The sequence below is a fragment of the Streptomyces sp. SCUT-3 genome, from assembly GCF_014083985.1.
Taxonomy (GTDB): Bacteria; Actinomycetota; Actinomycetes; order Streptomycetales; family Streptomycetaceae; genus Streptomyces_H; species Streptomyces_H thermolineatus.
The window spans coordinates 4,867,587-4,892,753 of sequence record NZ_CP046907.1 but is presented as its reverse complement, the minus strand read 5'-3'; the positions used below and the strand labels follow the sequence as shown (position 1 = coordinate 4,892,753).

Sequence of the window (25,167 nt, the reverse complement as noted above, 5' to 3'; positions counted from 1 at the left end):
TGGTGTTGCCCACGCGGACCGCCCGTCGTCGCGGGTCCGGTCCCGCCTACCGCAGGAAGGGGTCGATCGCCACGGCCAGGAAGAGCAGCGAGACGTAGGTGATCGACCAGTGGAAGAGCTTCATCTCCTTCAGCTTGGCGCCCGTCACGCCCGCCTTCGCGCGGCGCTGGAGGCCGTGGGCCTCCTTGAGCCAGACGGCGCCGGCGCCGATCGCCACGGCCGGGTAGAACCAGCCGGTGTAGCCCAGCGGCCACAGCAGCAGCGAGACGCCGACCATGATCCAGCTGTAGATCACGATCTGCCGGGCGACGACGGTGTTGGAGGCGACCACCGGGAGCATCGGCACGCCGACGCGGGCGTAGTCGTCCTTGACCTTCATCGACAGCGGCCAGTAGTGCGGCGGGGTCCAGAAGAAGACGACCAGGAAGAGGATCACCGCGGCCCAGGACAGGGAGTTCGTCACCGCGGACCAGCCGATGAAGACCGGCAGGCAGCCGGCGATGCCGCCCCAGACGATGTTCTGGGCGGTGCGCCGCTTGAGGATCATCGTGTAGACGACCACGTAGAACAGGAAGGCGCCCAGGGACAGCGCCGCGGACAGCGGGTTGACCAGGAGCGCGAACCACGCGGTGGAGACCACGCCCAGGCCGATGCCGAAGGCCAGGCACTCGCGCGGGGTGATCAGTCCGGTGACCAGCGGACGCTGCTCGGTGCGGTGCATCAGCGCGTCGATGTCGCGGTCGATGTACATGTTCAGCGCATTGGCGCCGCCCGCGGAGAGGTAGCCGCCGACGACCGTGGCCAAGACCAGCCACAGGTCGGGAACCCCCTGCGCGGCGAGGAACATCACCGGAATGGTGGTGATGAGCAGCAGTTCGATGATCCGTGGCTTCGTCAGCGCCACGAACCCCTTCGCACGGGCCCCGAACGGCCGGCGCGCGGTGCCCGTTCCGATGACCCCTGCAGGTCGCGATTCGACGGCCGTCACGAGCACCCCTGTAGAGAAAGTCCAGCAAGAACCGGGGCCTGGCAGCGGTCCCCGGCGGGTCTTGCGCGTACCACGCCACTCTAGACCTTGGGAATGACCGGCCCCTCGCGGGGTCACCCGTGTCGGTGCCCGCCGCCCGCCGCGCCGGACCGCGGACGGGGGCGGGAACGCGGGGCCGGGCCCCGGGGCGGCCCCGGGGCGTGTGGCGGGGCGGCTGCGGGGCATGTGGCGGAATGCACAGGGGAACCGGGACGTTGTGCCCTTCCGCGGCCCCGGCCGGACGCGGGGGACGGCGTCCGGCGCACGGATCCCCCGGCGGCCCCCCGTCACGGTTCCGTCGCTCTCCGCGCCCGTGGACGCGCAAGGCCGCCCGCCTCTGCACCGGTAGGCTCGACATCGCCCGGTAGGCACTCCGTCACCGGCGTCCGAGATGTGGGAAGGAGCCCTGACCAGGGTGAGCACCGAGCCGACCACCACCTCCCTCGAGTGGACCGAACTGGACAAGCGGGCAGTCGACACCGCGCGGGTCCTGGCCATGGATTCCGTACAGAAGGTCGGAAACGGCCACCCGGGTACGGCCATGAGCCTGGCGCCGGCCGCCTACCTGCTGTTCCAGAAGCTGATGCGCCACGACCCGTCGGACCCCGGCTGGACGGGCCGGGACCGCTTCGTCCTCTCCCCCGGCCACACCAGCCTGACCCTGTACGTCCAGCTCTTCCTGGCCGGCTACGGACTGGAACTGGACGACCTCAAGTCCTTCCGCACCTGGGGCTCGCGCACGCCCGGCCACCCGGAGCACGGCCACACCGTCGGCGTCGAGACCACCACCGGCCCGCTGGGCCAGGGCATCGCCAACGCCGTGGGCATGGCGATGGCCGCCCGCTACGAGCGCGGCCTGTTCGACCCCGACGCCGCGCCGGGCACCTCCCCGTTCGACCACACGATCTGGGCGATCGTCTCCGACGGCGACATCGAGGAGGGCATCTCCGCGGAGGCGTCCTCGCTGGCCGGGCACCAGAAGCTCGGCAACCTGATCGCGCTGTACGACGACAACCACATCTCGATCGAGGGCGACACCGAGACCGCCCTGAGCGAGGACGTGCTCCTGCGGTACGAGGCCTACGGGTGGCACGTCCAGCGCATCGAGCAGGCCCCGAACGGCGACTTCGACGTGCAGGCCCTGTACGACGCCTTCCGCGCGGCGCAGGCCGAGACCTCGCGGCCCTCGATCATCGCGGCCCGCACGATCATCGCCTGGCCGGCCCCCCACGCCCAGAACACCGAGGCCTCGCACGGCTCGGCGCTGGGCGAGGAGGAGGTCGCCGCCACCAAGAAGGTCCTCGGCTTCGACCCGGAGAAGCACTTCGAGGTGGCCGAGGAGGTCCTGGCGCACACCCGGGCCGCCGTCGCCCGCGGCCGCGAGGCGCGCGCGGAGTGGAACAAGCGGACGGAGGAGTGGCGCGCGGCCAATCCGGAGCGCGCCGCCGAGTTCGACCGCATCGAGGCCGGCAACCTGCCCGAGGGCTGGGAGAAGGCCGTCCCGGTCTTCCCGGCCGGCAAGGACGTGGCCACCCGCAAGGCGTCCGGCGAGATCCTCAAGGGCCTCGGCGCGGTGGTCCCGGAGCTGTGGGGCGGCTCCGCCGACCTGGCGGGCTCCAACAACACCACCATCGACGCGGGCTCCTCCTTCCTGCCGGAGGGCAACCCGCTGCCGGAGGCGGACCCGTACGGGCGCACCGTCCACTTCGGCATCCGCGAGCACGCCATGGGCGCGGCCATGAACGGCATCGCGCTGCACGGCAACACCCGCGTGTACGGCGGCACCTTCCTGGTGTTCTCCGACTACATGCGGCCCGCCGTCCGGCTCGCCGCGCTGATGCAGCTGCCGGTCACCTACGTGTGGACCCACGACTCCATCGGCCTGGGCGAGGACGGCCCGACCCACCAGCCGGTCGAGCACCTGGCGAGCCTGCGCGCCATCCCGGGCCTGAACATCGTCCGCCCGGGCGACGCCAACGAGACCGCCGTGGCCTGGCGCACGATCCTCGAGCGCCACTCGGTCCCCGGCACCGGCCCGCACGGCCTGGCCCTGACCCGGCAGAACCTGCCGGTGTGGGACCGCGAGTCCGGCGAGTTCGCCCCCGCCGAGGGCACCGCCCGGGGCGGATATGTTTTGGCCGAGGCCGATGGCGGGCAGCCGCAGGTCGTGATCGTCGCCACCGGTTCCGAGGTCCAGACGGCGGTGGAGGCCCGGCAGGTCCTCCAGGCCGAGGGCGTGCCCACCCGCGTGGTCTCGATGCCGTCCGTGGAGTGGTTCGACGAGCAGGACCAGGCGTACCGCGACAGCGTGCTGCCGCCGAGCGTGAAGGCCCGGGTCGCCGTGGAGGCCGGCATCGGCCTGACCTGGCACCGCTTCGTGGGCGACGCCGGCCGCATCGTCAGCCTCGAGCACTTCGGTGCCTCCGCCGACTACAAGGTGCTCTTCGAGAAGTTCGGCCTGACCACGGAGGCGGTCGTGGCCGCCGCCCGCGAGTCGATCGCCGCGGCCTCGCGCTGACCCGACTACCAGGAGGAGATGCAACACCTATGACTGACGCACTCAAGCGCCTGTCCGACGAGGGTGTGGCGATCTGGCTGGACGACCTGTCCCGCAGGCGGATCACCTCGGGCAACCTCGCCGAGCTGATCGACGACAGCCACGTCGTGGGCGTGACCACCAACCCGTCGATCTTCCAGAAGGCCATTTCCGGCGGCGACGGCTACGAGCGGCAGCTGCGCGACCTCGCCGTGCGGGGCGTGACGGTCGAGGAGGCGGTGCGCATGATCACCACCGCCGACGTGCGCGACGCGGCCGACGTCCTGCGCCCGGTCTTCGACGCCACCGACGGCCGCGACGGCCGGGTCTCCATCGAGGTCGACCCGCGGCTGGCGCACAGCACCGAGCCGACCGTGGCCGAGGCCAAGCAGCTGGCCTGGCTCGTCGACCGGCCGAACACGCTGATCAAGATTCCGGCCACCGAGGCCGGGCTGCCGGCGATCACCGAGGTGATCGGCCTGGGCATCAGTGTCAACGTCACACTGATCTTCTCCCTCGAGCGCTACCGCGCCGTGACGGACGCCTACCTGTCCGGCCTGGAGAAGGCCAAGGAGCGGGGCCTGGACCTGTCGGAGATCGAGTCGGTCGCCTCGTTCTTCGTCTCCCGGGTGGACACCGAGATCGACAAGCGGCTGGAGAAGATCGGCTCGGACGAGGCGAAGGCCCTCAAGGGCCGGGCCGCGCTGGCCAACGCCCGTCTGGCCTACCAGGTCTACGAGGAGGTCTTCTCCTCCGACCGCTGGGCGGCCCTGGAGAAGGCCGGCGCGAAGAAGCAGCGCCCGCTGTGGGCCTCCACCGGTGTGAAGGACCCGGCGTACAAGGACACCCTGTACGTGACCGATCTGGTCGCCCCGGGCACCGTCAACACCATGCCGGAGGCCACCCTGGAGGCCACCGCCGACCACGGCGAGGTCACCGGGGACACCGTGCGCGGCACCTACGAGCAGGCCAGGGCCGACCTGGACGCCCTGGCCGCCGTCGGCGTCGACTACGACGACGTCGTCCGGCTCCTCGAGGTCGAGGGCGTGGAGAAGTTCGAGGCGTCCTGGAACGACCTTCTGAAGTCCACCGAGGCGGAGCTGAAGCGCCTCGCCCCCGAGAAGTCCTGAGCGCGACCGACGCGCCGGCGGCCGCCACCCCGCGGCCGCCGGCGCACCGGACACCCACCGGATCATCCGCGCAGTGGAGGAAGAACCCTTGAGCAGCACGAACCCGCTGCGTGACGCCCAGGACCGGAGGCTGCCGCGCATCGCGGGACCCTCCGGCCTGGTGATCTTCGGCGTCACGGGCGATTTGTCACGGAAAAAGCTGATGCCCGCCGTCTACGACCTCGCCAATCGCGGTCTGCTCCCGCCGGGCTTCTCGCTCGTCGGGTTCGCCCGCCGCGACTGGGAGCAGGAGGACTTCGCCCAGGTCGTCCACGACGCCGTACGGGACCACGCCCGCACCCCCTTCCGGGAGGAGGTGTGGCAGCAGCTGGCCGAGGGGTTCCGCTTCGTCCCCGGCGAGTTCGGCGACGACGAGGCGTTCGACACCCTGCGCACCACCATCGAGGAGCTGGACAAGGCGCGCGGCACCGGCGGCAACTTCGCCTTCTACCTGTCCGTCCCCCCGAAGTTCTTCCCCACCGTGGTGCGGCAGCTGAAGAAGCACGGACTCTCCGAGGGGCGCGACGGGTCCTGGCGGCGCGCCGTCATCGAGAAGCCGTTCGGCCACGACCTGGCCAGCGCCCAGGACCTCAACCAGGTCGTCCACGAGGTCTTCCCGGCCAACGAGGTCTTCCGGATCGACCACTACCTGGGCAAGGAGACGGTCCAGAACATCCTGGCGCTGCGCTTCGCCAACACGATGTTCGAGCCCCTGTGGAACCGCTCCTACGTCGACCACGTGCAGATCACCATGGCCGAGGACATCGGCATCGGCGGCCGGGCCGGCTACTACGACGGCATCGGCGCCGCCCGCGACGTCATCCAGAACCACCTGCTGCAGCTGCTCGCCCTCACCGCCATGGAGGAGCCCGTCGCCTTCGACGCCGACTCCCTGGTCACCGAGAAGCTGAAGGTGCTGCGCTCGGTCAAGATCCCCGCCGACCTGGGGGCCCACACCGTGCGCGGCCAGTACACGCACGGCTGGCAGGGCGGCGAGGAGGTGTGCGGCTACCTGGAGGAGGAGGGCATCGACCCGAACTCGGGGACCGACACCTACGCCGCCATAAAGCTGGAGATCGACAACCGCCGCTGGGCGGGGGTCCCCTTCTACCTGCGCACCGGCAAGCGGCTGGGGCGGCGGGTCACCGAGATCGCGGTGGTCTTCCAGCGGGCCCCCTACTCCCCCTTCGACACCACCGACACCCAGGAGCTGGGCCAGAACGCGCTGGTCATCCGGGTGCAGCCGGACGAGGGCGTCACCGTCCGCTTCGGCTCCAAGGTGCCCGGCACCTCGATGGAGGTGCGCGACGTGTCCATGGACTTCGCCTACGGCGAGTCCTTCACCGAGTCCAGCCCCGAGGCGTACGAGCGCCTCATCCTCGACGTGCTGCTCGGTGACGCCAACCTCTTCCCCCGCCACCAGGAGGTCGAGGAGTCCTGGAGGATCCTCGACCCGATCGAGGACCACTGGGAGCGGCACGGCAGCCCCGAGCCCTACACGGCGGGCACCTGGGGCCCGGCGGCCGCGGACGAGATGCTCGCACGAGACGGCAGGAGCTGGCGCCGGCCATGAACATCGACCTCACGGACACCACGTCCGGACGGATCAACTCCGCGCTGGTGAAGGCCCGCAGGGCCTCGGGCATCCCGGCCGTCGGCATGGTGCTCACCCTGGTCATCGTCACCGACGAGGGCAACCACTACGACGCGCTCAAGGCGGCCAGCGAGGCGTCCAAGGAGCACCCCGCGCGCACGCTGGTCATCATCAAGCGGCACGGGCGCTCGCCGCGCGACCGGGCCATGGCCCGCCTCGACGCCGAGGTCCGCGTCGGCGGCGACACTGGTACCGGCGAGACCGTGCTGCTGCGGCTGCACGGCGAGCTGGCCCACCACGCCCACTCGGTGGTGCTGCCGCTGCTCCTGCCCGACGCGCCCGTCGTGGTCTGGTGGCCCGAGGACGCCCCCGACAACCCCTCCCAGGACCTGCTGGGCCAGCTCGCCGCCCGGCGCATCACCGACGCCGCGGCGACCGAGGACCCGGTGGAGAACCTCGGGCTGCGCGCCGACTCCTACTCCCCCGGCGACACCGACCTGGCCTGGACCCGGATCACCCCGTGGCGCAGCGTGCTGGCCGCGGCCCTGGACCAGCGGCACTCGCGGATCACGGGCGCGACGGTCGAGGGCGAGGCGTACAACCCCAGCAACGAACTGCTGGCCCTGTGGCTGGCCGAGCGCCTGGGCGTGCCGGTGGAGCGGAAGGTCTCCGAGGGCCCCGGTCTGACCGCGGTGCGCCTGCACACCGAGGACGGCGAGATCTGCCTGGACCGGGCGGACGGCTCGCTGGCGAAGCTGGCCATGCCCGGCCAGCCGGACCGGCACGTGGCGCTCCACCGCCGCAGCACCTCGGAGCTGATCGCCGAGGAACTGCGCCGGCTCGACCCGGACGAGGCGTACGCGGCGGCGGTGAAGTTCGGCGTGCACCGCCTGTCCAAGGGCCTGACCGAGGAGCGTCCGCACGGCGGGGACGGCGTCGGGACCGCGGAGACACCGGAGCCCGCGCAGGCCGCGCAGGCACCGGAGGCCGCGCAGGCACCGGAGCCCGCACGGGCTCCGGGACCGGAGGAGGCCGAGGAGGCCCCCGAGGGCGCCGGGGGCGCGGGGGCGGCCGGGAGCCGCACCGCCCGGGGAACGTCCGCGAAGAAGGCCGCGGGGCGCAGGCAGGCGCCCGACCGGTCCGCCAACCCGAAGCGGAGCACCAAATGACCGACCCCGCCACCTCGATCGTCGTCCACCACGACAAGGAGCTGATGGCCCGGGCCGCCGCGGCCCGGCTGATCACCCGCCTGGTGGACGCCCAGGCCGCCCGCGGCACCGCCTCGGCGGTGCTCACCGGCGGGCGCAACGGCAACGCCCTGCTCGCCGCCGTCGCGCAGTCCCCGGCCCGGGACGCCGTCGACTGGTCCCGGCTGGACCTGTGGTGGGGCGACGAGCGCTTCCTGCCCGAGGGCGACCCCGAGCGCAACGAGGTCCAGGCCCGGCGGGCCCTGCTGGACGCGGTCGGGGTGGACCCGGCCCGGGTCCACCCGATGCCGGCCTCCGGCGGGAGGTTCGGCGACGACCCGGAGGCGGCGGCCGAGTCCTACGCAGCGGAGCTGGCCGAGGCCGCCCGGGCCGGTGCCGGGGCGGGCGCCCCGGCCGGCCCGGTGCCGGCGTTCGACGTGCTGCTGCTGGGCGTGGGCCCGGACACCCACGTGGCGTCGCTCTTCCCGGAGCACCCGGGGGTGCGCGAGACCGAGCGGTACGTCGTCGGGGTGCACGGGGCGCCCAAGCCGCCGCCGACCCGCGTCTCGCTGACCCTGCCCGCGATCCGGGCCGCCCGCGAGGTGTGGCTGCTGGCCGCGGGCGAGGACAAGGCGGGGGCGGTGGGCCTGGCCCTGTCGGGGGCGGGCGAGCTCCAGGCCCCGGCCGCGGGCGCCCGCGGGAGCGAGCGGACCCTGTGGCTGCTGGACCGGCCGGCCGCCGCGCACCTCCCGGACTCCGTGCGCCCCGCGCTGCTCGTCTGACCGCCCCCGGGGACGGTGCGGGAACGGCGACGGCCCGGTGCGGTGGGTTCTCCACCGCACCGGGCCGTCGCCGTACGGACTTGCCCGGAAGGCCCCCGGAGGCCCGCCCGTCCCGCCCGCCCCGTTCCGCGGCCGGTCCGCCGGCCGGACCTCAGATCTCGCCCCGGAGCTTGGCCAGGGCCTCGGCGAGGATGGCCTCGCCGTCGGCGTCGCTGCGCCGCTCGCGCACGTACGCCAGGTGCGTCTTGTACGGCTCGGTGCGCGGCGGGTCCGGCGGGTTGTTCCGGTCCTGGCCGGCCGGGAACCCGCAACGGGGACAGTCCCAGGTGTCGGGCACCTGCGCGTCGGATGCGAAACTCGGCTGGGTCTCGTGCCCGTTCGAGCACCAGAAGGAGATCCGCAGCCGGGGTGCCGATTCGCCCCGTTCTGCTTCTCCCATGGGCCCCGCACCGACCCGGCTTCCACGGATCGCGTTGCCACTTGCCACGGTGTAACTCCCTGCGTGATGGTGCTGCGCGGTCGTCATAGTTTACGGAGACCTTATGGAATGGCCAGTGGCCGTCTCCGGCGCGACGCCGTTTCATGATAAGCCGCGGCACCGACGGGGCGTCAGCTTTCGTCCCGCGCAGGGGAACAGCGGCGGCGGGGAACGCCTCCCCGCCCCGCGGTCAGCTCTGGAACTTCAGCAGCAGCCCGAGCACGACGATGATCGCGAACCAGATCAGACCGATCACGATCGTGATCCGGTCGAGGTTGCGCTCCGCGACGGACGAACCGCCCACGGAGGACTGCATGCCGCCTCCGAACATGTCGGACAGACCGCCGCCCTTCCCCTTGTGCATCAGCACCAGCAGCATCAGCAGCAGGCTGAAGACGACGAGGGCGATGGAGAAACCGAGGACCACTGCCGGACCAACTCTCTGGTGTGCGGAACGCTGCTTCGAGGACGTACGACGGGTACGACGCGGGGGCCGGGCGGCCAGCGCGGTGCTGGTTCCCGGCCCCCGACAGACTACGACGCGAACGGGCCGTCGGCCTACTGCTCGCGGTAGCGGACGATCTTCACGAAGTCGTCGGCGTCCAGTGCGGCGCCGCCGACCAGGGCACCGTCGACGTCGGGCTGCGCCATGATGCCCGGCGCGTTGGAGCCCTTGACGGAGCCGCCGTAGAGGACGCGCACCTGCTGGGCCACCTCCTGGCCGTACAGCTCGGCCAGCCGGGCGCGGATCGCGCCGCAGACCTCCTGCGCGTCCTCGGGCGTGGCGACCTCGCCGGTGCCGATGGCCCAAACCGGCTCGTAGGCGATCACGATCGTCGCGGCCTGCTCGGCCGGAACGCCCTCGAGCGCGCCGTCGACCTGGGCGAGGGTGAAGGGCACCTGCTCGCCGGCCCTGCGCACGTCCAGGCCCTCGCCGACGCACAGGATCGGCACGATGCCGTTGCGGAAGGCGGCCTTGACCTTGGCGTTGACGATCTTCTCGTCCTCGCCGTGGTACTGGCGGCGCTCGCTGTGGCCGATCGCCGCGTAGGTGCACTTGAGCTTGGCCAGCATCGGGCCGGAGACCTCGCCGGTGTAGGCGCCCGCGTCGTGCTGCGAGACGTCCTGGGCGCCGTACTTGATCCTCAGCCTGTCGCCGTCGACCAGCGTCTGCACCGACCGCAGGTCGGTGAAGGGCGGCAGGACCGCGACCTCGACGGCGTCATGGTCCTTGTCGGTGAGCGCGAAGGCGAGCTTCTGGACGTGGGCGATGGCCTCGAGGTGGTTGAGGTTCATCTTCCAGTTGCCCGCCATCAGCGGGGTGCGGGTGGTGGTCATGACGGTTCTTCAGTCCTCCAGTGCGGCAAGGCCGGGGAGCGTCTTGCCCTCGAGGTACTCGAGGCTGGCGCCGCCGCCGGTCGAGATGTGGCCGAACGCGGCCTCGTCGAAGCCGAGCGTGCGCACGGCGGCGGCGGAGTCGCCGCCGCCTACGACGGTGAACGCGGAGCTGTCGGCGAGCGCCTGCGCGACCGCCCGGGTGCCCTCCGCGTAGTCGGGGTGCTCGAAGACGCCCATGGGCCCGTTCCAGAAGACGGTGGCCGCGTCGGCGAGCTTCGAGGCGTACAGCTCGCAGGTCCGCGGGCCGATGTCCAGGCCCAGCATGTCCGCCGGGATGTCCGCGGCGTCGACCGTGGACGGGTTCGCCGGGGCCTTGGTCTTGAGGTCCGGGAACTCGGGGGCGCCCACCACGTCCACCGGCAGGACGAACTCCACACCCTTGGCCTTCGCCCGCTCCAGGTACTCCAGGACGGCCGGGATCTGGTCCTCCTGGAGGAGCGACCTGCCGATCCCGTGGCCCTGGGCCTTGAGGAAGGTGTACGCCATGCCGCCGCCGATCAGGATGCGGTCGGCCCGCTCCATCAGGTGGTCGATGACGCCGAGCTTGTCGGAGACCTTGGACCCGCCGAGCACGACCGCGTAGGGCCGCGCGACGTCCTCGGTGAGCTTCCTGAGCACCCCGACCTCGGTGGCGATCAGGCCCCCGGCCGCGTGCGGCAGGCGGGCCGGGAGGTCGTAGACCGAGGCGTGCTTGCGGTGCACGGCCCCGAAGCCGTCGCCGACGTAGAGGTCGGCGAGGGAGGCGAGCTCGTCGGCGAAGGCGCCGCGCTCGGCGTCGTCCTTGGCGGTCTCGCCCGCGTTGAAGCGCAGGTTCTCCAGGAGGACCACGCCGCCGTCGGCGAGGCCGGCCACGGCCCCGCGGGCGGACTCGCCGACGGTGTCGGTGGCGAAGGCCACGTCCTCGCCCAGCAGTTCGCCCAGCCGCCGGGCCACCGGGGCGAGGGAGAACTGCGGGTCGGGGGCGCCCTTGGGGCGGCCCAGGTGGGAGGCCACGATCACCTTGGCGTCGGCCCCGGCCAGCTTCGCGATGGTGGGCACGGCGGCCCGGATGCGGCCGTCGTCGGTGATCTCCCCGTCCGCGAGCGGGACGTTGAGGTCCGCGCGGACGAAGACCCGCTTGCCGGCGACCTGCAGGTCGTCGATCGTCTTCATGCTTGAGCTACTCCTTGGTTGTGCAAGGGACGGGGCCCGGACGGCGCCTTCGCGTCGTTCGGGCCCCGTCCTCGTCGCATCATGCCGTCCGGACGGTGACGATACGTGTCAGAGCCGGCTGCCGATGAAGGTGGTCAGGTCCACCAGGCGGTTGGAGTAGCCCCACTCGTTGTCGTACCAGCCGACGACCTTGACCTGCTTGCCCTGAACCATGGTCAGGGAGGAGTCGAAGGTGCAGGAGGCGGGCCAGTTGACGATGTCCGAGGAGACGATCGGGTCCTCGGTGTACTCCAGGATGCCCTTGAGCCGGCCCTCGGCCGCCTTCTGGAAGGCGGCGTTGACCTCGTCCCTGGTGACCTCGCGCTCCAGCTCGAGGACCAGGTCGGTGACCGAGCCGGTCGGGACCGGGACGCGCATCGCGATGCCGTCGAGCTTGCCCTCGAGCTGCGGCAGGACCAGGGCGGTGGCCTTGGCGGCACCGGTCGAGGTCGGGATGATGTTCTCCGCGGCGGCGCGGGCGCGGCGCAGGTCCTTGTGCGGGAAGTCCAGGATGCGCTGGTCGTTGGTGTAGGCGTGGACCGTCGTCATCATGCCCTTGACGATGCCGAAGTTCTCGTCCATCACCTTGGCCATCGGCGCCACGCAGTTGGTGGTGCAGGAGGCGTTGGAGACCACGTTGTCCCGCGCGGGGTCGTACTTGTCCTGGTTGACGCCCATCACGATCGTGATGTCCTCGCCCTTGGCGGGCGCCGAGATGATGACCTTCTTGGCGCCGGCCGCGATGTGCTTCGAGGCGTCGGCGGCCTTGGTGAAGATGCCGGTCGACTCGATGACGACGTCGGCCCCGAGCTCGCCCCAGGGCAGGGCTGCCGGGTCGCGCTCCGCCATGGTCCGGAAGGTCCTGCCGCCGACGGTGATGGTGTCGTCGGTGTGCGAGACCTCCTCGCGGAGGCGGCCGAGGATGGTGTCGTACTTGAGAAGGTGGACCAGGGTAGCGTTGTCGGTCAGGTCGTTGACACCGACGATCTCGATGTCCGCACCCTGCTCCAGGGCGGCTCGGAAGAAGTTACGACCGATACGGCCGAAGCCGTTGATGCCTACGCGGATCGCCACGAACGGATCTCCTCGTTGGTACGCCGGTTGCAGGAACCAGCGGGGTGTATGAGATTGTCCCTGACCGTCTCCGACCCTACCGCGCATCGCCGCCCGCTGTGACATTGACCGCACCGCGGGCGCACGGGCTCATGGACGGCCCTCCAGCGGTTCCCGCATGCCCCGCCGGGGGCGGCGCGAAACCGCCCCGCCCCCGGCGGCCGTCAGCCCACCATCTCCTCGGTGAGGCTGGACTCCGTCCCCGGCACGCCCAGGTCGGCGGCGCGCTTGTCGGCCATCGCCAGGAGGCGCCGGATCCGGCCGGCCACCGCGTCCTTGGTCAGCGGCGGGTCGGCGAGGGAGCCCAGCTCCTCCAGGGACGCCTGCTTGTGGTCCATCCGCAGCCGCCCGGCCGCCGCCAGGTGCTCGGGGACGTCGTCGCCGAGGATCTCCAGGGCCCGCTGCACCCGGGCGCCGGCCGCGACCGCCGCGCGGGCCGAGCGGCGCAGGTTGGCGTCGTCGAAGTTGGCCAGGCGGTTGGCCGTGGCCCGCACCTCGCGGCGCATGCGGCGCTCCTCCCAGGCGAGCACCGACTCGTGGGCGCCCAGCCGGGTCAGCAGCGCGCCGATGGCGTCGCCGTCGCGGACCACCACGCGGTCCACCCCGCGCACCTCGCGGGCCTTGGCCGCGATGCCCAGGCGGCGGGCCGCGCCGACCAGGGCCAGGGCCGCCTCCGGGCCGGGGCAGGTGACCTCCAGGGAGGAGGAGCGGCCGGGCTCGGTGAGCGAGCCGTGCGCCAGGAACGCGCCCCGCCAGGCGGCCTCCGCGTCGCAGGTGGCCCCCGAGACCACCTGCGGGGGCAGGCCGCGGATCGGGCGGCCGCGGCCGTCCACCAGACCGGTCTGCCGGGCCAGCTGCTCTCCGCCGGCGACCACCCGCACCACGTAGCGGCTGCCGCGCCGCAGCCCTCCGGGGGCCATCACCACCAGGTCCGAGGGGTGGCCGAAGATCTCCAGGATGTCCTTGCGGACCCTGCGGGCCGCGATCCCGGTGTCCAGCTCCGCCTCGATCACGATGCGCCCGCTCACCAGGTGGAGGCCACCCGCGAACCGAAGGATCGCCGAGACCTCCGACTTGCGGCAGCAGGTCCGGGTGACGGGCAGCCGGCTGATTTCGTCCTTCACCGCTGGCGTCATCGCCATGGGCCGATCCTTCCATGCATCCGAAAAATCCGGTCGTACGCGGCCGCCAGCAGCTCCGGGTCGTGTCGGGGGGCTCCCGACGGGCAGGCGACCGGGGCCAGTTCCACCGCACCGGACAACCGGCCCGCAGCCGTTGCGAGGCTCTCCCGGTCGTGCACGGCGGCTTCGTCGGCCAGCACCACGTCCAGGGCGAGTTTAGGGGCGTGTCCGGCCAAAACCTCCAAATGACGCTGCGGGGAGAACCCTTCCGTCTCACCGGGTTGCGGCGCGAGGTTGAGCGCGAGGACCTTCCGGGCCTTGGTCTCGGTCAGGGCGGCCATCAGTTCGGGCACCAGCAGGTGGGGCAGGACGCTGGTGAACCACGAGCCGGGGCCGAGCACCACCCAGTCCGCCTCCAGCACGGCCGCGACCGCCTCCGGCACCGCCGGAGGGTCCTGCGGCAGCAGCCGGATCTCCTCCACGGTGCCCGGGGTGGCCGCGACCGTGGCCTGCCCTCGGACCGTCGAGACCTTCTGCGGGGACCGCGGGTCGTGGCCGCGCACCGTCGCCTCGATCTCCAGCGGGACCGCGGACATCGGCAGGACCCGGCCGTGCGCGCCGAGGAGCCGGCCGACCCACTCCAGGGCCGCCACCGGGTCGCCCAGCTGCTCCCACAGCGCGACGATCAGCAGGTTCCCCACCGCGTGGCCGTTGAGGTCCCCGCGGCCGGCGAAGCGGTGCTGGATCACCCGCGCCCAGGTGCGGCCCCACTCGTCGTCCCCGCACAGCGCGGCCAGCGCCTTGCGCAGGTCGCCGGGGGGCAGCACCCCCAGCTCGTCGCGGAGGCGGCCGCTGGAGCCGCCGTCGTCCGCGACGGTGACCACGGCGGTCAGGTCGCCGGTGATCCGGCGCAGCGCCGCCAGGGAGGCGGACAGCCCGTGGCCGCCGCCGAGCGCCACGACCTTCGGCTGGACCCCCTTCGGCCGGCCCCCGCGGGCCCGGCCCCCGACCAGCCGCGTCAGGCGGCCTACCTGTCCCCTCACTCCCGCCCCATGTCGCGGTGGACGACCACGGTCTCCACCCCGTCCGCCGCCATGCGCCTGGCGAGCTTCTCCGACATCGCCACACTGCGGTGCTTGCCGCCGGTGCAGCCGACCGCGACCGTGACGTAGCGCTTGCCCTCGCGCCGGTACCCGGCCTCGACGATCCGCAGCAGCTCGGCGTAGCCGTCGAGGAACTCCTTCGCGCCGGGCTGCTCGAAGACGTAGTCCGAGACCTGCTCGTTGAGCCCGGTGAAGGGGCGCAGCTCGGGGACCCAGTGCGGGTTGGGGAGGAAGCGGCAGTCGATCACGAGGTCGGCGTCGACCGGCAGGCCGTACTTGTAGCCGAAGGACATCACGGTGGCCCGCAGCTCGGGCTCCTCCTCGCCCGCGAACTGGGCGGACATCTTGGCGCGCAGTTCGTGCACGTTCAGGTTGGAGGTGTCGACGACCAGGTCGGCCTCGCCGCGCAGCTCGCGCAGCAGGTCGCGCTCCTTGGCGATGCCGTCCACGATCCGGCCGTCGCCCTGCAGCGGGTGCGGGCGGCGCACGCTCTCGAAGCGGCGCACCAGGGCGTCGTCGGACGCCTCCAGGAAGAGGGTCCGGCGCCGGACCCCCTTGGCAGCCAGGTCGGCCAGCGAGTCGCGCAGGTTGTCGAAGAACCGGCGGCCGCGCACGTCGACGACGACCGCGATGCGGGCGACGTTGCCCTGGGAACGGGCCCCCAGGTCGACCATGGTGGGGATCAGGGCGGGCGGCAGGTTGTCCACGACGAACCAGCCCAGGTCCTCCAGGCACTTGGCCGCGGTACTGCGTCCGGCGCCGGACATCCCCGAGATGATCACCAGTTCGGGGATGGCCTCGCCGGTCTCGGCGGTGCTCACGTTCTCTCCATCACCTTCCGTGCCGGTGGTCACTGTTCTTCCTCGATGATCTCGCCCGTGGCGGTGTTCACGGCTGGAGCCGCCGGTGCGGATCCGGCCAGGGCCGCGGCGACGGCCTCGGCGGTGGTCCGGCCCACCCCGGGCACCTCGCAGATCTGCTCGATCGTCGCGCCGCGCAGGCGCTTGAGCGAGCCGAAGTGCTTGAGCAGGGCCCGGCGGCGGGTCTCGCCCAGGCCGGGGACGGCGTCCAGGGGGCCCGCCGTCATGGACTTGGAGCGCTTGGAGCGCTGGTAGGAGATGGCGAACCGGTGCGCCTCGTCCCGCACGCGCTGCAGCAGGTACAGGCCCTCGCTGGTGCGCGGCAGGACGACGGGGTCGTCCTCGCCGGGCAGCCACACCTCCTCCAGCCGCTTGGCCAGGCCGCACAGCGCGACGTCGTCGACGCCCAGCTCGTCCAGGGCCCGTTTCGCGGCGGCGACCTGCGGCTGCCCGCCGTCGACGACGACCAGTTGCGGCGGGTAGGCGAAGCGGCGGGGCCTGCCGGTCTCGGGGTCCAGGGGCCCGCCGGCCGGTTCGGGCGCGCCGTCGGCCGCCGCACCGTCGGCCGCCGCGTCCTCCGCGGGGGGCTCCCACTCGCCCGTGCGCTGCCGCTCGCTCAGGTAGCGGCGGAAGCGCCGGGAGACCACCTCGTGCATCGAGCGGACGTCGTCCTGCCCGGCGAAGCCCTTGATCTGGAACCGGCGGTACTCGCCCTTGCGGGGCAGGCCGTCCTCGAAGACGACCATGGAGGCGACCACGTCGTCGCCCTGCAGGTGGGAGATGTCGAAGCACTCGATGCGCAGCGGGGCGGAGTCCAGCCCGAGCGCCTCGGCGATCTCCTCCAGTGCGCGGGAGCGGGTGGTCAGGTCGGAGGCCCGCTTCGTCTTGTGCAGGGCCAGGGCCTGCTCGGCGTTGCGGCGGACCGTGTCCATCAGGTCCTTCTTGTCGCCGCGCTGCGGTATGCGCAGGTCGACCCGGGAGCCGCGGCGCTCTCCGAGCCACTGGGCGAGCGGTGCGACGGGGTCGGGCAGGGCCGGCACGAGCACCTCCCGGGGCACGGCCTCGCCGCTCTCCTCGCCGTAGAGCTGCTGGAGGGCGTGCTCGACCAGGCCCGCGGTGTCGACGGCCTCGACCTTGTCGGTGACCCAGCCGCGCTGGCCGCGCACCCGGCCGCCGCGGACGTGGAATATCTGCACGGCGGCCTCGAGCTCGTCCTCGGCCAGGGCGATCAGGTCGGCGTCGGTGGCGTCGGCCAGGACCACCGCGTTCTTCTCCATGGCGCGCTTGAGGGCCTCGATGTCGTCCCTGAGGCGGGCCGCCCTCTCGTACTCCATGTCCGCCGCCGCGTCCTTCATGGCCTGTTCCAGGCGGCGCAGGTAGGCGCCGGTGCGACCGGCCATGAAGTCGCAGAACTCCTCGGCGAGTTCGCGGTGCTCGGCGGGGGTGACCCGGCCCACGCAGGGGGCGGAGCACTTGTCGATGTAGCCGAGCAGGCAGGGCCTGCCGACCTGGGCGGCGCGCTTGAAGACGCCGTTGGAGCAGGTGCGCACGGGGAAGACCCGCAGCAGCAGGTCGACGGTCTCGCGGATGGCCCAGGCGTGGGCGTAGGGGCCGAAGTAGCGCACGCCCTTCTTCTTCGGCCCCCGCATCACCTGGACGCGGGGGAACTCCTCGCCCATGGTGACCGCCAGGGAGGGGTAGCTCTTGTCGTCGCGGTACTTGACGTTGAACCGCGGGTCGAACTCCTTGATCCAGGAGTACTCCAGCTGGAGCGCCTCGACCTCGGTGCCGACCACCGTCCACTCCACCGAGGCGGCCGTGGTGACCATGGTGCGGGTGCGCGGGTGCAGGCCGGCGACGTCCTGGAAGTACGACGAGAGCCGCTGGCGCAGGCTCTTGGCCTTGCCCACGTAGACGACGCGGCCGTGGGCGTCGCGGAACTTGTACACCCCGGGCGAGTCCGGGATCTGCCCCGGCGCGGGTCGGTAGCTCGAAGGGTCGGCCATGGCCCCAACCCTACTGACTGCCTGCGACAAGCCTGCCGTTCTCCACGCGGACGGGGACCGACGGCAGGGGGTCGACCGCCGGCCCCTGTTCGACCCTGCCGGTGGCGGGGTCGAACAGGCTGCGGTGGCAGGGGCAGTTCGCCAGCCCGTCCCTGATCTCGTCCAGGGGGCAGCCCTGGTGGGTGCACACGGCGCTGAACGCCTTGTACTCGTCCTCGGCGGTGCGCGCGACGAGGATCCTCTTGTCCCGGTAGAGCTTGGCCTCGCCGACAGGGACGTCGGAGGCGGGGCCGAGCTCCACCGGGCGGGCGGGCAGCGCGTCCGAGCCGCTCCCGGAGCCGCAGGCGGTCAGGCCGAGGCCGGCGGCGCCGGCCAGGGCTGCTCCGCACAGCACGGTGCGGCGGCGGGGTCCGGCGGGGGCGGTGTCGTTCATCGCAGGTGGTCCTTCGGGTGTGTGCGGTACCTGCTGTCGACCCTATGCGAGGGCTTCGCCGCCCCGGCGGCCGCCTGCCCGAAGCGGCCGCCGGAGCGGTACGGGGCGGGGAACGGGCGGGCGGTGCCGCCCTCCCTCAGACCTCCGGGGCGAGGATCTCCCGCAGGAACTTGCCGGTGTGGCTGGCCGGGACCGCGGCGACCTGCTCCGGGGTGCCCTCGGCGACGACCAGCCCGCCGCCGCTGCCGCCCTCGGGGCCCATGTCGACGATCCAGTCGGCCGTCTTGATCACGTCCAGGTTGTGCTCGATGACGATCACCGAGTTGCCCTTGTCGACCAGTCCGGACAGGACGTTGATCAGCTTGCGGATGTCCTCGAAGTGGAGTCCGGTGGTGGGCTCGTCGAGCACGTAGACCGTGCGGCCGGTGGAGCGCTTCTGCAGCTCGCTGGCGAGCTTGACCCGCTGCGCCTCGCCGCCGGAGAGGGTCGGCGCGGGCTGTCCGAGGCGGACGTAGCCGAGGCCGACGTCGTTGAGGGTGCGCAGGTGGCGGGCGATGGCGGGCACCGCCTCGAAGAAGTGCATCGCCTCCTCGATGGGCATGTCCAGCACCTCGGCGATGGACTTGCCCTTGTAGTGCACCTCGAGGGTCTCGCGGTTGTAGCGGGCTCCGTGGCAGACCTCGCACGGCACGTAGACGTCCGGGAGGAAGTTCATCTCGATCTTGATGGTGCCGTCGCCGGAGCAGTTCTCGCAGCGGCCGCCCTTGACGTTGAAGGAGAAGCGCCCGGGCAGGTAGCCGCGGACCTTCGCCTCGACCGTCTCGGCGAAGAGCCTGCGGACGTGGTCGAAGACCCCGGTGTAGGTCGCCGGGTTGGAGCGCGGGGTGCGGCCGATGGGCGACTGGTCGACGTGGACGACCTTGTCGACCAGGTCGTCGCCGTCGACCCGGGTGTGGCGGCCGGGGACGCCCCTGGCGCCGTTGAGCTCGCGCGCCAGGTGGGTGTAGAGGATGTCGTTGACCAGGGTGGACTTGCCGGACCCGGAGACGCCGGTGACCGCGGTGAACACGCCCAGCGGGAAGGAGACGGTGATGTCCTGCAGGTTGTTCTCGCGGGCGCCGCGCACGGTCAGCCGGCGCTTGCGGTCCACCGGCCGCCGCTCCCGCGGGGTCGGGATGGACCGCTTGCCGGACAGGTACTGGCCGGTCACCGACGCGTCGTTGGCCAGCAGTTCGGCCAGCGGCCCGGAGTGGACGACCTCGCCGCCGTGCTCGCCGGCCCCGGGGCCGATGTCGACGACCCAGTCGGAGGTGCGGATGGTGTCCTCGTCGTGCTCGACGACGATCAGGGTGTTGCCCATGTCGCGCAGGCGCACCAGGGTCTCGATGAGCCGGTGGTTGTCGCGCTGGTGCAGGCCGATGGAGGGTTCGTCCAGGACGTAGAGCACGCCCACCAGGCCGGAGCCGATCTGGGTGGCCAGGCGGATGCGCTGGGCCTCGCCTCCGGAGAGGGTGCCGGCCGCCCGGTTGAGCGAGAGGTAGTCCAGGCCGACGTCGACCAGGAAGGCCAGGCGCTCGTTGACCTCCTTGAGGACCCGCTCGGCGATGGTCTTCTCCCGGTCGGTCAGCCTCAGTGCGCGCAGGAACTCGGCGCAGTCGCTGATCGACATGGCGGAGACCTCGGCGATGGACTTCCCCGAGACGGTGACGGCGAGGATGACCGGCTTGAGCCTGGTGCCCTCGCAGGTGGGGCAGTTCACCTCGCGCATGTAGCCCTCGAAGCGCTCCCTGCTGGAGTCGCTCTCGGCCTCGGAGTGGCGCCGCCTGACGAACGGCACGGCGCCCTCGAAGGAGGTGGTGTAGGAGCGCTCGCGGCCGTAGCGGTTGCGGTAGCGGACCGCGATCTGCGTCTTGTGGCCGTTGAGCAGGGCCTTGCGCGCCCGGGCGGGCAGTCCGGCCCAGGGGATGTCGGTGCGGAACCCCAGTTCGTCGGCGAGGGCGCCGACCAGGCGTGCGAAGTACTCGCGGGTGTGGCCGTGCGACCAGGGGGCGATGGCGCCGTCGTCCAGGGACTTCTCGGGGTCGGGGACGATCAGCTCGGGGTCGACCTCCATGCGGGTGCCGATGCCGGTGCAGTCCGGGCAGGCGCCGAAGGGCGAGTTGAAGGAGAACGAGCGCGGTTCCAGCTCCTCGAACGACAGGTCGTCGTAGGGGCAGTAGAGGTGCTCGGAGAACATCCGCTCGCGCTGCGGGTCGTCCTCCGCCAGGTCGACGAAGTCCAGGACGACCATGCCGCCGGAGAGCCCCAGCGCCGTTTCCACCGAATCGGTGAGGCGCCGCTTGGCGCCGGCCTTGACGGTCAGGCGGTCGACGACCACCTCGATCGTGTGCTTCTCCTGCTTCTTGAGCGCCGGCGGGTCGGAGAGCTGGACCGTCTTCCCGTCCACCCGCGCCCGGCTGTAGCCCTTCGTCTGCAGGTCCGCGAAGAGGTCGACGAACTCGCCCTTGCGCTGCCGCACCAGGGGCGAGAGCACCTGGAAGCGGCTGCCCTCCTCCAGCTCCAGCACCCGGTCCACGATCGCCTGCGGCGACTGGCGGGAGATGGGGCGGGAGCACTCGGGGCAGTGCGGCTTGCCGATGCGGGCGAACAGCAGGCGCAGGTAGTCGTAGACCTCGGTGATGGTGCCCACCGTCGAGCGCGGGTTGCGCGAGGTGGACTTCTGGTCGATCGACACCGCGGGCGACAGGCCCTCGATGAAGTCGACGTCGGGCTTGTCCATCTGGCCCAGGAACTGCCGTGCGTAGGACGAGAGCGACTCGACGTAGCGGCGCTGCCCCTCGGCGAAGATGGTGTCGAAGGCCAGGGAGGACTTGCCCGAGCCGGACAACCCCGTGAAGACGATCAGGGAGTCCCTGGGCAGGTCGAGCGAGACGTTCTTGAGGTTGTGCTCTCGAGCGCCACGGACGGTGAGTCGATCGGCCACGCCGGCAGGCACCTTTCTTGGACAGCTTGAGCTGTGGGAGTGACAGGGCACCCCCCGGTCAGCCTAAACAGGGTGCCCTCGGCTTTTCTTCCTGATGCAGGATCCGACCCTATAGCACGCACATTCGATTTCCGTGCGCCGCGAGCCCGGTTCACCCTTACGAGCGACACCGGTCCCGGGCGGCGCGACCGGGCGACGGCCGACGGCGGCCGGGTGACGGCGGCCGGGTGACGGCCGGGCTGACAGACTGCGTCCCGGGAAGGGTCCGGGCATCGGCACGGGCCACGAGGAAGACGAGGACACCACGATGGCGTACGACGGCAACGTCCGTGTCGGCGGGGAGCCGCACGTGCACGAACTGGCGGACCTGGTGATCACCAAGGTCGCGGTCGGCCCCATGGAGAACAACGCCTACCTGCTGCGCTGCCGGGCCACCGGCGAGCAGGTGCTGATCGACGCCGCCGCGGAGCCGGAGACCCTGCTGCGGCTGATCGGGGACGACGGCATCTCCTCGGTGGTCACCACCCACCGGCACGGCGACCACTGGGGCGCCCTGCGGGCCGTGGTCGACGCCACGGGCGCCCGCACCCTGGCGGGCCGGCACGACGCGGAGGGCATCCCCGTCCCCACCGACGTGCTCGTCGACGACGGGGACACGGTGCGGGTGGGCCGGGTGGAGCTGACCGCGCGGCACCTGGTCGGGCACACGCCCGGCAGCATCGCGCTGGTCTACGACGACCCGCACGGCCACCCGCACGTCTTCAGCGGCGACTGCCTCTTCCCCGGGGGCGTCGGCAACACCTTCGGCGACTCCCGCGCGTTCGCCTCGCTCGTCGACGACGTGGAGACCAAGCTCTTCGGCCCGCTGCCCGACGAGACCTGGGTCTACCCCGGCCACGGGAAGGACACCACGCTCGGCGCCGAGCGCCCCCACCTGCAGGAGTGGCGGGAGCGCGGCTGGTAGCACGGACGGTGCCCGTGCCGGGGGCGCTCCCCCGGCACGGGCACCGGTGCCGCACGAAGGCCCCGGCCGTCGGACGGGGCCCGACGCCGTCAGACGGGGCCGCCGGCCGCCCGCTCCTCCTCCGCGGCCTGCTTCCGCGAGGCGCGCAGGCTGGTGAAGGTGGTGACCGCCAGGACCAGGACGATGAAGCCCAGCGAGAACGGGATGCCGATCTCGGGCACGTGCAGCCCCGACTCGTGCATCGCGTGCAGCAGCAGCTTGACGCCGATGAACCCGAGGATGACCGACAGGCCGTAGGAGAGGTGGACCAGCTTCTTGAGCAGCCCGCCGATCAGGAAGTACAGCTGCCGCAGGCCCATCAGGGCGAAGGCGTTGGCGGTGAAGACGATGTACGGGTCCTGGGTGAGGCCGAAGATCGCGGGGATCGAGTCCAGGGCGAAGAGGATGTCCGTCGTGCCGATGGCGAGCATGACGATCAGCATCGGCGTGATCAGCCGCCTGCCGTTCTCGCGGACGAACAGCTTGGTGCCGTGGTACCTGTCGGCCACCGGGAAGCGGCTCTCGATGGCCTTGAGCAGCCGGTTCTCCTCGAACTCCTCGTCCTCGTCGCCCGAGCGCGCCTCCTGGATCAGCTTCCAGGCGGTGTAGATCAGGAACGCGCCGAAGATGTAGAAGACCCACGAGAAGGTGGAGATGATCACGGCGCCCGCGGCGATGAACCCGGCGCGGAGCACCAGCGCGATCAGCACGCCGATCATCAGCACGCGCTGCTGGTACATCGGGGGCACCGAGAACTTCGCCATGATCAGCACGAAGACGAAGAGGTTGTCGACGCTCAGGGACTTCTCGGTGATGTAGCCGGCGAAGAACTCGCCGGCCGGCTGCCCGCCGCCGAGGACGAGCAGTCCGATACCGAAGACCACCGCCAGGGCCACCCAGACGATCGTCCAGATGCCGGCCTCCTTGATGGAGACCTCGTGCGGCTTGCGGCCGATGAAGAAGTCCACGGCGATGAGGGCGGCCAGACCGACCACGGTCAGCACCCATGCACTCAGGGAAACGTCCACTGCTCCTCCGGCAGATTGAGACGGCAAGTGTCAGCGTCGTCGCTGCCGGAGGTCTCTTCCACCCGGACGCGTGCGCCGGGCCGACGGCCCGGGTGCCGTGGGGCACCGTGATGACGGGCTCGTCGCAGCAGGGAATACTCCCCTCCGCCCAAAGAACAGTACAGGGGACCCCATGAAAAGGTAAAGAAAGCCTGGTGAAAGCCCTCACGGGCCTTCGGAGGCCGGGCCTTCGGGGGCCGGGTCCCCGGGAGCCGGGCCGCGCGGCCCGGCGGTCAGCGCCCCGAGGCCCGGCGGGCCTCGGCGGAGGCCCGGGCCGCCCGGTCCAGGACCGTACTGCCGGACTCCGGGAGCAGCGGGTGAAACGTCCAGGCGTGCCCCACCCACGGGTCGGCCAGGTACGCCTCGGGCACCGGGGTGAGCCGGAGCAGGCTCCGCCACAGCGGGTCCAGCAGCGGGCCGTGGCCGGCGGCCTCCTCGCGGTCGGCGACCATCAGCAGGTGCACGCCCGCCGCGGGGCCCTCGTCCGCCAGGTAGCGCAGACGGGTGATCGACCGGTCGTCGAAACCGTGCGGGAAGTCGTGCACGAGCAGCAGCAGCCCCGCAGGGTCCAGCCCGGGCGGCAGCGCGTCGACGGCGCCGCCGCGCACCGCCATCTGCACCAGGTCGACCCGTCGCACCAGCCGCTCCAGCGTCTCCGAGACCCCCGCGGCGCCCGGGGCGGGCGGTTCGCGCAGCACACCGGCCGCCAGCAGCGGGGCGAGCGCGGGCATCGCCGTGCCCGCCGGGTCGACCACTTCCAGGGCGGGCCCGCCCGCCGGGTGCGCGGCCGTCAGCCGGACCACCAGGGCCACCGCGACCGCGAGCGCCAGGGCGTCCGCCTCCTCCGGCGCGAAGTCCCCCGCGCCCTCCTCCCCGCGACCGCTGTCCACCCACAGCCCGCGCTCCAGGGGCAGCGCCACCAGCATCGGGATGCGCAGTCCCGGGGCCTCGGGAACCGTCAGGTCCCCCAGCCTCAGTGCCCGGGGCGCCTCCGCAGGGGCGCGGAACGCGCTCCATGCGGGACTGTCCCACCGGGCGAGGGCGGCCGGCAGCGCGGGCTCGACCTCGTCGGCCTCCTCGGCCAGCTGCAGCACGTCACGGTCCAGGACGGCCCGGGCCCGCTCCACCAGTTCGGCGCACCTGGTCCGGGCCGCCTCGCGGGCCGCGGCCGCGGCCGTTCCGATCCGGGCGGCCGGGTCGTCCAGGACCCGCTCCAGCTCCCGCTCCATCCGCGACTCGGCGAAGTCCACCGCGCTGCGGTACGCGGCGACCGCACGGGCCAGGTCCTCGAACATCCCCCAGACCTGGCGGTACAGGCGCTCCTCGGTCGGCCGGCCGGGGTCCGGTCCCGCTGCGGGGGACCCGGTGGCGGGGAATCCGGTGGCGGGGGCCCCGGCGGCAGGGGCTTCCGCCGCGCCGCCCACCGCCCCGTGCTCCCCGGTCGCACCGGCGGCCGGGGCGGCGACCGCACGGCCCGCGTCCGCGACCGCGCGGAGCACCTGCGGGGCCCGGGCCAGGCCGTGGTCAGCAAGCAGTTCGCCGAACCCGCCCGCGTAGCCCTGGCCCACCGCCCGGACCTTCCAGACGCCCTGCCGCCGGTACAACTCGACGGCGACCACGGCCGTCTCCTCACCGAGCCCGGAGAGGGCGAAGCCGGCGACCGTGCCGCCCTCCGCGTCCTCGACCGAGGCGTACGGGGCCTCTGCCGCGCCGAACCGGCCGCCGGGGAGCACCAGCACCACGGCGAGCCGCTCCGTCCCCGGCGGGAGCGCCTCCAGGTCGACGGCCACCTCGTGCCGCGCCGCGGCGCCGGCGGGCACGGCCACGCCGGGCAGCGCGGGGGCTCCCGGGTGCGCCACCCGGTCCGTTCCCCGGGCCCGCCCCGCCGCGTCGGCCAGCACCGCCGCCACGACCACCGGTTCCGCCGCGCGGACCGCCACCCTCAGGCGGGTGCCGGGCAGTGGAAGGTTCTGGCCCCTCACGAGTTCGACGGCCATCCGCGCAACGCCCCCTGCTCCTGCGGCGGCCCCTGCCGCCGTCCGTGCCGTGCCCTCCGCCCGCGCCGTCCGCGCGGGCGGGCCCTGCCGCCGCCCGCCGTCGGCGGGCGGCCCCGGTC

20 protein-coding genes are annotated in these 25,167 nt (G+C 72.5%); 6 read left to right on the top strand and 14 right to left on the bottom strand.

What is annotated here, in order from left to right:
• Window positions 1-46: 46 nt before the first annotated feature.
• The gene (locus GQS52_RS21565) at window positions 47-988 is read right to left on the bottom strand and encodes a heme o synthase (RefSeq protein WP_182314996.1); all 942 of its coding nucleotides are present in this window, start codon (window positions 986-988) and stop codon (window positions 47-49) included.
• A gap of 454 nt (window positions 989-1,442) precedes the next feature.
• Here GQS52_RS21565 and tkt point away from each other — a divergent pair, with 454 nt between their 5' ends.
• From tkt to pgl, 5 genes are all read left to right on the top strand, one after another.
• On the top strand, window positions 1,443-3,545 hold the full coding sequence (gene tkt, locus GQS52_RS21560; protein ID WP_182314995.1) for a transketolase: 2,103 nt from the start codon (window positions 1,443-1,445) through the stop codon (window positions 3,543-3,545).
• A gap of 29 nt (window positions 3,546-3,574) precedes the next feature.
• Entirely contained in the window at window positions 3,575-4,693 is a 1,119-nt protein-coding gene (gene tal / locus GQS52_RS21555) for a transaldolase (RefSeq protein ID WP_182314994.1), read from the top strand.
• Window positions 4,694-4,781: 88 nt separating this feature from the next.
• Window positions 4,782-6,305, top strand: a complete 1,524-nt coding sequence (zwf, locus tag GQS52_RS21550; RefSeq protein WP_182314993.1) for a glucose-6-phosphate dehydrogenase — start codon at window positions 4,782-4,784, stop codon at window positions 6,303-6,305.
• Complete coding sequence (gene opcA / locus GQS52_RS21545; protein ID WP_182314992.1) at window positions 6,302-7,495, top strand: glucose-6-phosphate dehydrogenase assembly protein OpcA; 1,194 nt, start codon at window positions 6,302-6,304, stop codon at window positions 7,493-7,495. The genes zwf and opcA overlap by 4 nt, the downstream gene beginning before the upstream one ends.
• A complete protein-coding gene (gene pgl / locus GQS52_RS21540; protein ID WP_182314991.1) occupies window positions 7,492-8,295 on the top strand; it encodes a 6-phosphogluconolactonase in 804 nt (267 codons plus the stop codon). The genes opcA and pgl overlap by 4 nt, the downstream gene beginning before the upstream one ends.
• A 151-nt stretch (window positions 8,296-8,446) precedes the next feature.
• On the opposite strand, the gene GQS52_RS21535 is transcribed toward pgl, so the two are convergent.
• The 11 genes from GQS52_RS21535 to uvrA form a co-directional block, all read right to left on the bottom strand.
• The gene (locus GQS52_RS21535; RefSeq protein ID WP_182314990.1) at window positions 8,447-8,782 is read right to left on the bottom strand and encodes an RNA polymerase-binding protein RbpA; all 336 of its coding nucleotides are present in this window, start codon (window positions 8,780-8,782) and stop codon (window positions 8,447-8,449) included.
• Between the two features lie 181 nt (window positions 8,783-8,963).
• Complete coding sequence (gene secG, locus GQS52_RS21530; RefSeq protein ID WP_182314989.1) at window positions 8,964-9,200, bottom strand: preprotein translocase subunit SecG; 237 nt, start codon at window positions 9,198-9,200, stop codon at window positions 8,964-8,966.
• Between the two features lie 131 nt (window positions 9,201-9,331).
• Window positions 9,332-10,111 (bottom strand): triose-phosphate isomerase, encoded by a 780-nt coding sequence (gene tpiA, locus GQS52_RS21525; RefSeq protein WP_182314988.1) that lies wholly within the window; start codon window positions 10,109-10,111, stop codon window positions 9,332-9,334.
• A gap of 9 nt (window positions 10,112-10,120) precedes the next feature.
• Complete coding sequence (locus GQS52_RS21520; protein ID WP_182314987.1) at window positions 10,121-11,323, bottom strand: phosphoglycerate kinase; 1,203 nt, start codon at window positions 11,321-11,323, stop codon at window positions 10,121-10,123.
• A 108-nt stretch (window positions 11,324-11,431) separates the two neighbouring features.
• Window positions 11,432-12,436 (bottom strand): type I glyceraldehyde-3-phosphate dehydrogenase, encoded by a 1,005-nt coding sequence (gap, locus tag GQS52_RS21515; protein ID WP_182314986.1) that lies wholly within the window; start codon window positions 12,434-12,436, stop codon window positions 11,432-11,434.
• Between the two features lie 203 nt (window positions 12,437-12,639).
• Window positions 12,640-13,617, bottom strand: a complete 978-nt coding sequence (gene whiA / locus GQS52_RS21510) for a DNA-binding protein WhiA (RefSeq protein WP_182314985.1) — start codon at window positions 13,615-13,617, stop codon at window positions 12,640-12,642.
• Window positions 13,608-14,618 carry a uridine diphosphate-N-acetylglucosamine-binding protein YvcK gene (yvcK, locus tag GQS52_RS21505; protein WP_259371173.1) on the bottom strand — a complete coding sequence of 337 codons (1,011 nt, stop codon included), beginning with the start codon at window positions 14,616-14,618 and terminating at the stop codon, window positions 13,608-13,610. The genes whiA and yvcK overlap by 10 nt, the downstream gene beginning before the upstream one ends.
• 17 nt (window positions 14,619-14,635) lie before the next feature.
• On the bottom strand, window positions 14,636-15,553 hold the full coding sequence (gene rapZ / locus GQS52_RS21500) for an RNase adapter RapZ (protein ID WP_259370900.1): 918 nt from the start codon (window positions 15,551-15,553) through the stop codon (window positions 14,636-14,638).
• A complete protein-coding gene (gene uvrC / locus GQS52_RS21495; protein ID WP_182314982.1) occupies window positions 15,550-17,565 on the bottom strand; it encodes an excinuclease ABC subunit UvrC in 2,016 nt (671 codons plus the stop codon). The genes rapZ and uvrC overlap by 4 nt, the downstream gene beginning before the upstream one ends.
• 10 nt (window positions 17,566-17,575) lie before the next feature.
• Window positions 17,576-17,998, bottom strand: a complete 423-nt coding sequence (locus GQS52_RS21490; protein WP_182314981.1) for a Rieske (2Fe-2S) protein — start codon at window positions 17,996-17,998, stop codon at window positions 17,576-17,578.
• 136 nt (window positions 17,999-18,134) lie between these two features.
• Window positions 18,135-20,981, bottom strand: a complete 2,847-nt coding sequence (gene uvrA / locus GQS52_RS21485) for an excinuclease ABC subunit UvrA (protein ID WP_182314980.1) — start codon at window positions 20,979-20,981, stop codon at window positions 18,135-18,137.
• Window positions 20,982-21,288: 307 nt separating this feature from the next.
• Here uvrA and GQS52_RS21480 point away from each other — a divergent pair, with 307 nt between their 5' ends.
• Window positions 21,289-21,945: an MBL fold metallo-hydrolase gene (locus GQS52_RS21480; RefSeq protein ID WP_182314979.1), complete on the top strand. Its 657-nt coding sequence runs from the start codon at window positions 21,289-21,291 to the stop codon at window positions 21,943-21,945.
• A gap of 89 nt (window positions 21,946-22,034) precedes the next feature.
• Here the strand turns inward: GQS52_RS21480 and GQS52_RS21475 are convergent, their stop codons facing one another.
• Window positions 22,035-23,012 carry a TerC family protein gene (locus GQS52_RS21475; protein ID WP_182314978.1) on the bottom strand — a complete coding sequence of 326 codons (978 nt, stop codon included), beginning with the start codon at window positions 23,010-23,012 and terminating at the stop codon, window positions 22,035-22,037.
• 272 nt (window positions 23,013-23,284) lie between these two features.
• Entirely contained in the window at window positions 23,285-25,048 is a 1,764-nt protein-coding gene (locus GQS52_RS21470) for a TerD family protein (protein ID WP_182314977.1), read from the bottom strand.
• Window positions 25,049-25,167 lie beyond the last annotated feature (119 nt).

Bases quoted from the DNA above. Each gene is read 5' to 3' on its own strand.
- tal (WP_182314994.1), top strand. From the start codon at position 3,575: ATGACTGACGCACTCAAGCGCCTGTCCGACGAGGGTGTGGCGATCTGG.
- opcA (WP_182314992.1), top strand. From the start codon at position 6,302: ATGAACATCGACCTCACGGACACCACGTCCGGACGGATCAACTCCGCG.
- pgl (WP_182314991.1), top strand. From the start codon at position 7,492: ATGACCGACCCCGCCACCTCGATCGTCGTCCACCACGACAAGGAGCTG.
- tpiA (WP_182314988.1), bottom strand. From the start codon at position 10,111: ATGACCACCACCCGCACCCCGCTGATGGCGGGCAACTGGAAGATGAAC.
- GQS52_RS21520 (WP_182314987.1), bottom strand. From the start codon at position 11,323: ATGAAGACGATCGACGACCTGCAGGTCGCCGGCAAGCGGGTCTTCGTC.
- whiA (WP_182314985.1), bottom strand. From the start codon at position 13,617: ATGGCGATGACGCCAGCGGTGAAGGACGAAATCAGCCGGCTGCCCGTC.
- uvrC (WP_182314982.1), bottom strand. From the start codon at position 17,565: ATGGCCGACCCTTCGAGCTACCGACCCGCGCCGGGGCAGATCCCGGAC.
- GQS52_RS21490 (WP_182314981.1), bottom strand. From the start codon at position 17,998: ATGAACGACACCGCCCCCGCCGGACCCCGCCGCCGCACCGTGCTGTGC.
- GQS52_RS21480 (WP_182314979.1), top strand. From the start codon at position 21,289: ATGGCGTACGACGGCAACGTCCGTGTCGGCGGGGAGCCGCACGTGCAC.
- GQS52_RS21470 (WP_182314977.1), bottom strand. From the start codon at position 25,048: ATGGCCGTCGAACTCGTGAGGGGCCAGAACCTTCCACTGCCCGGCACC.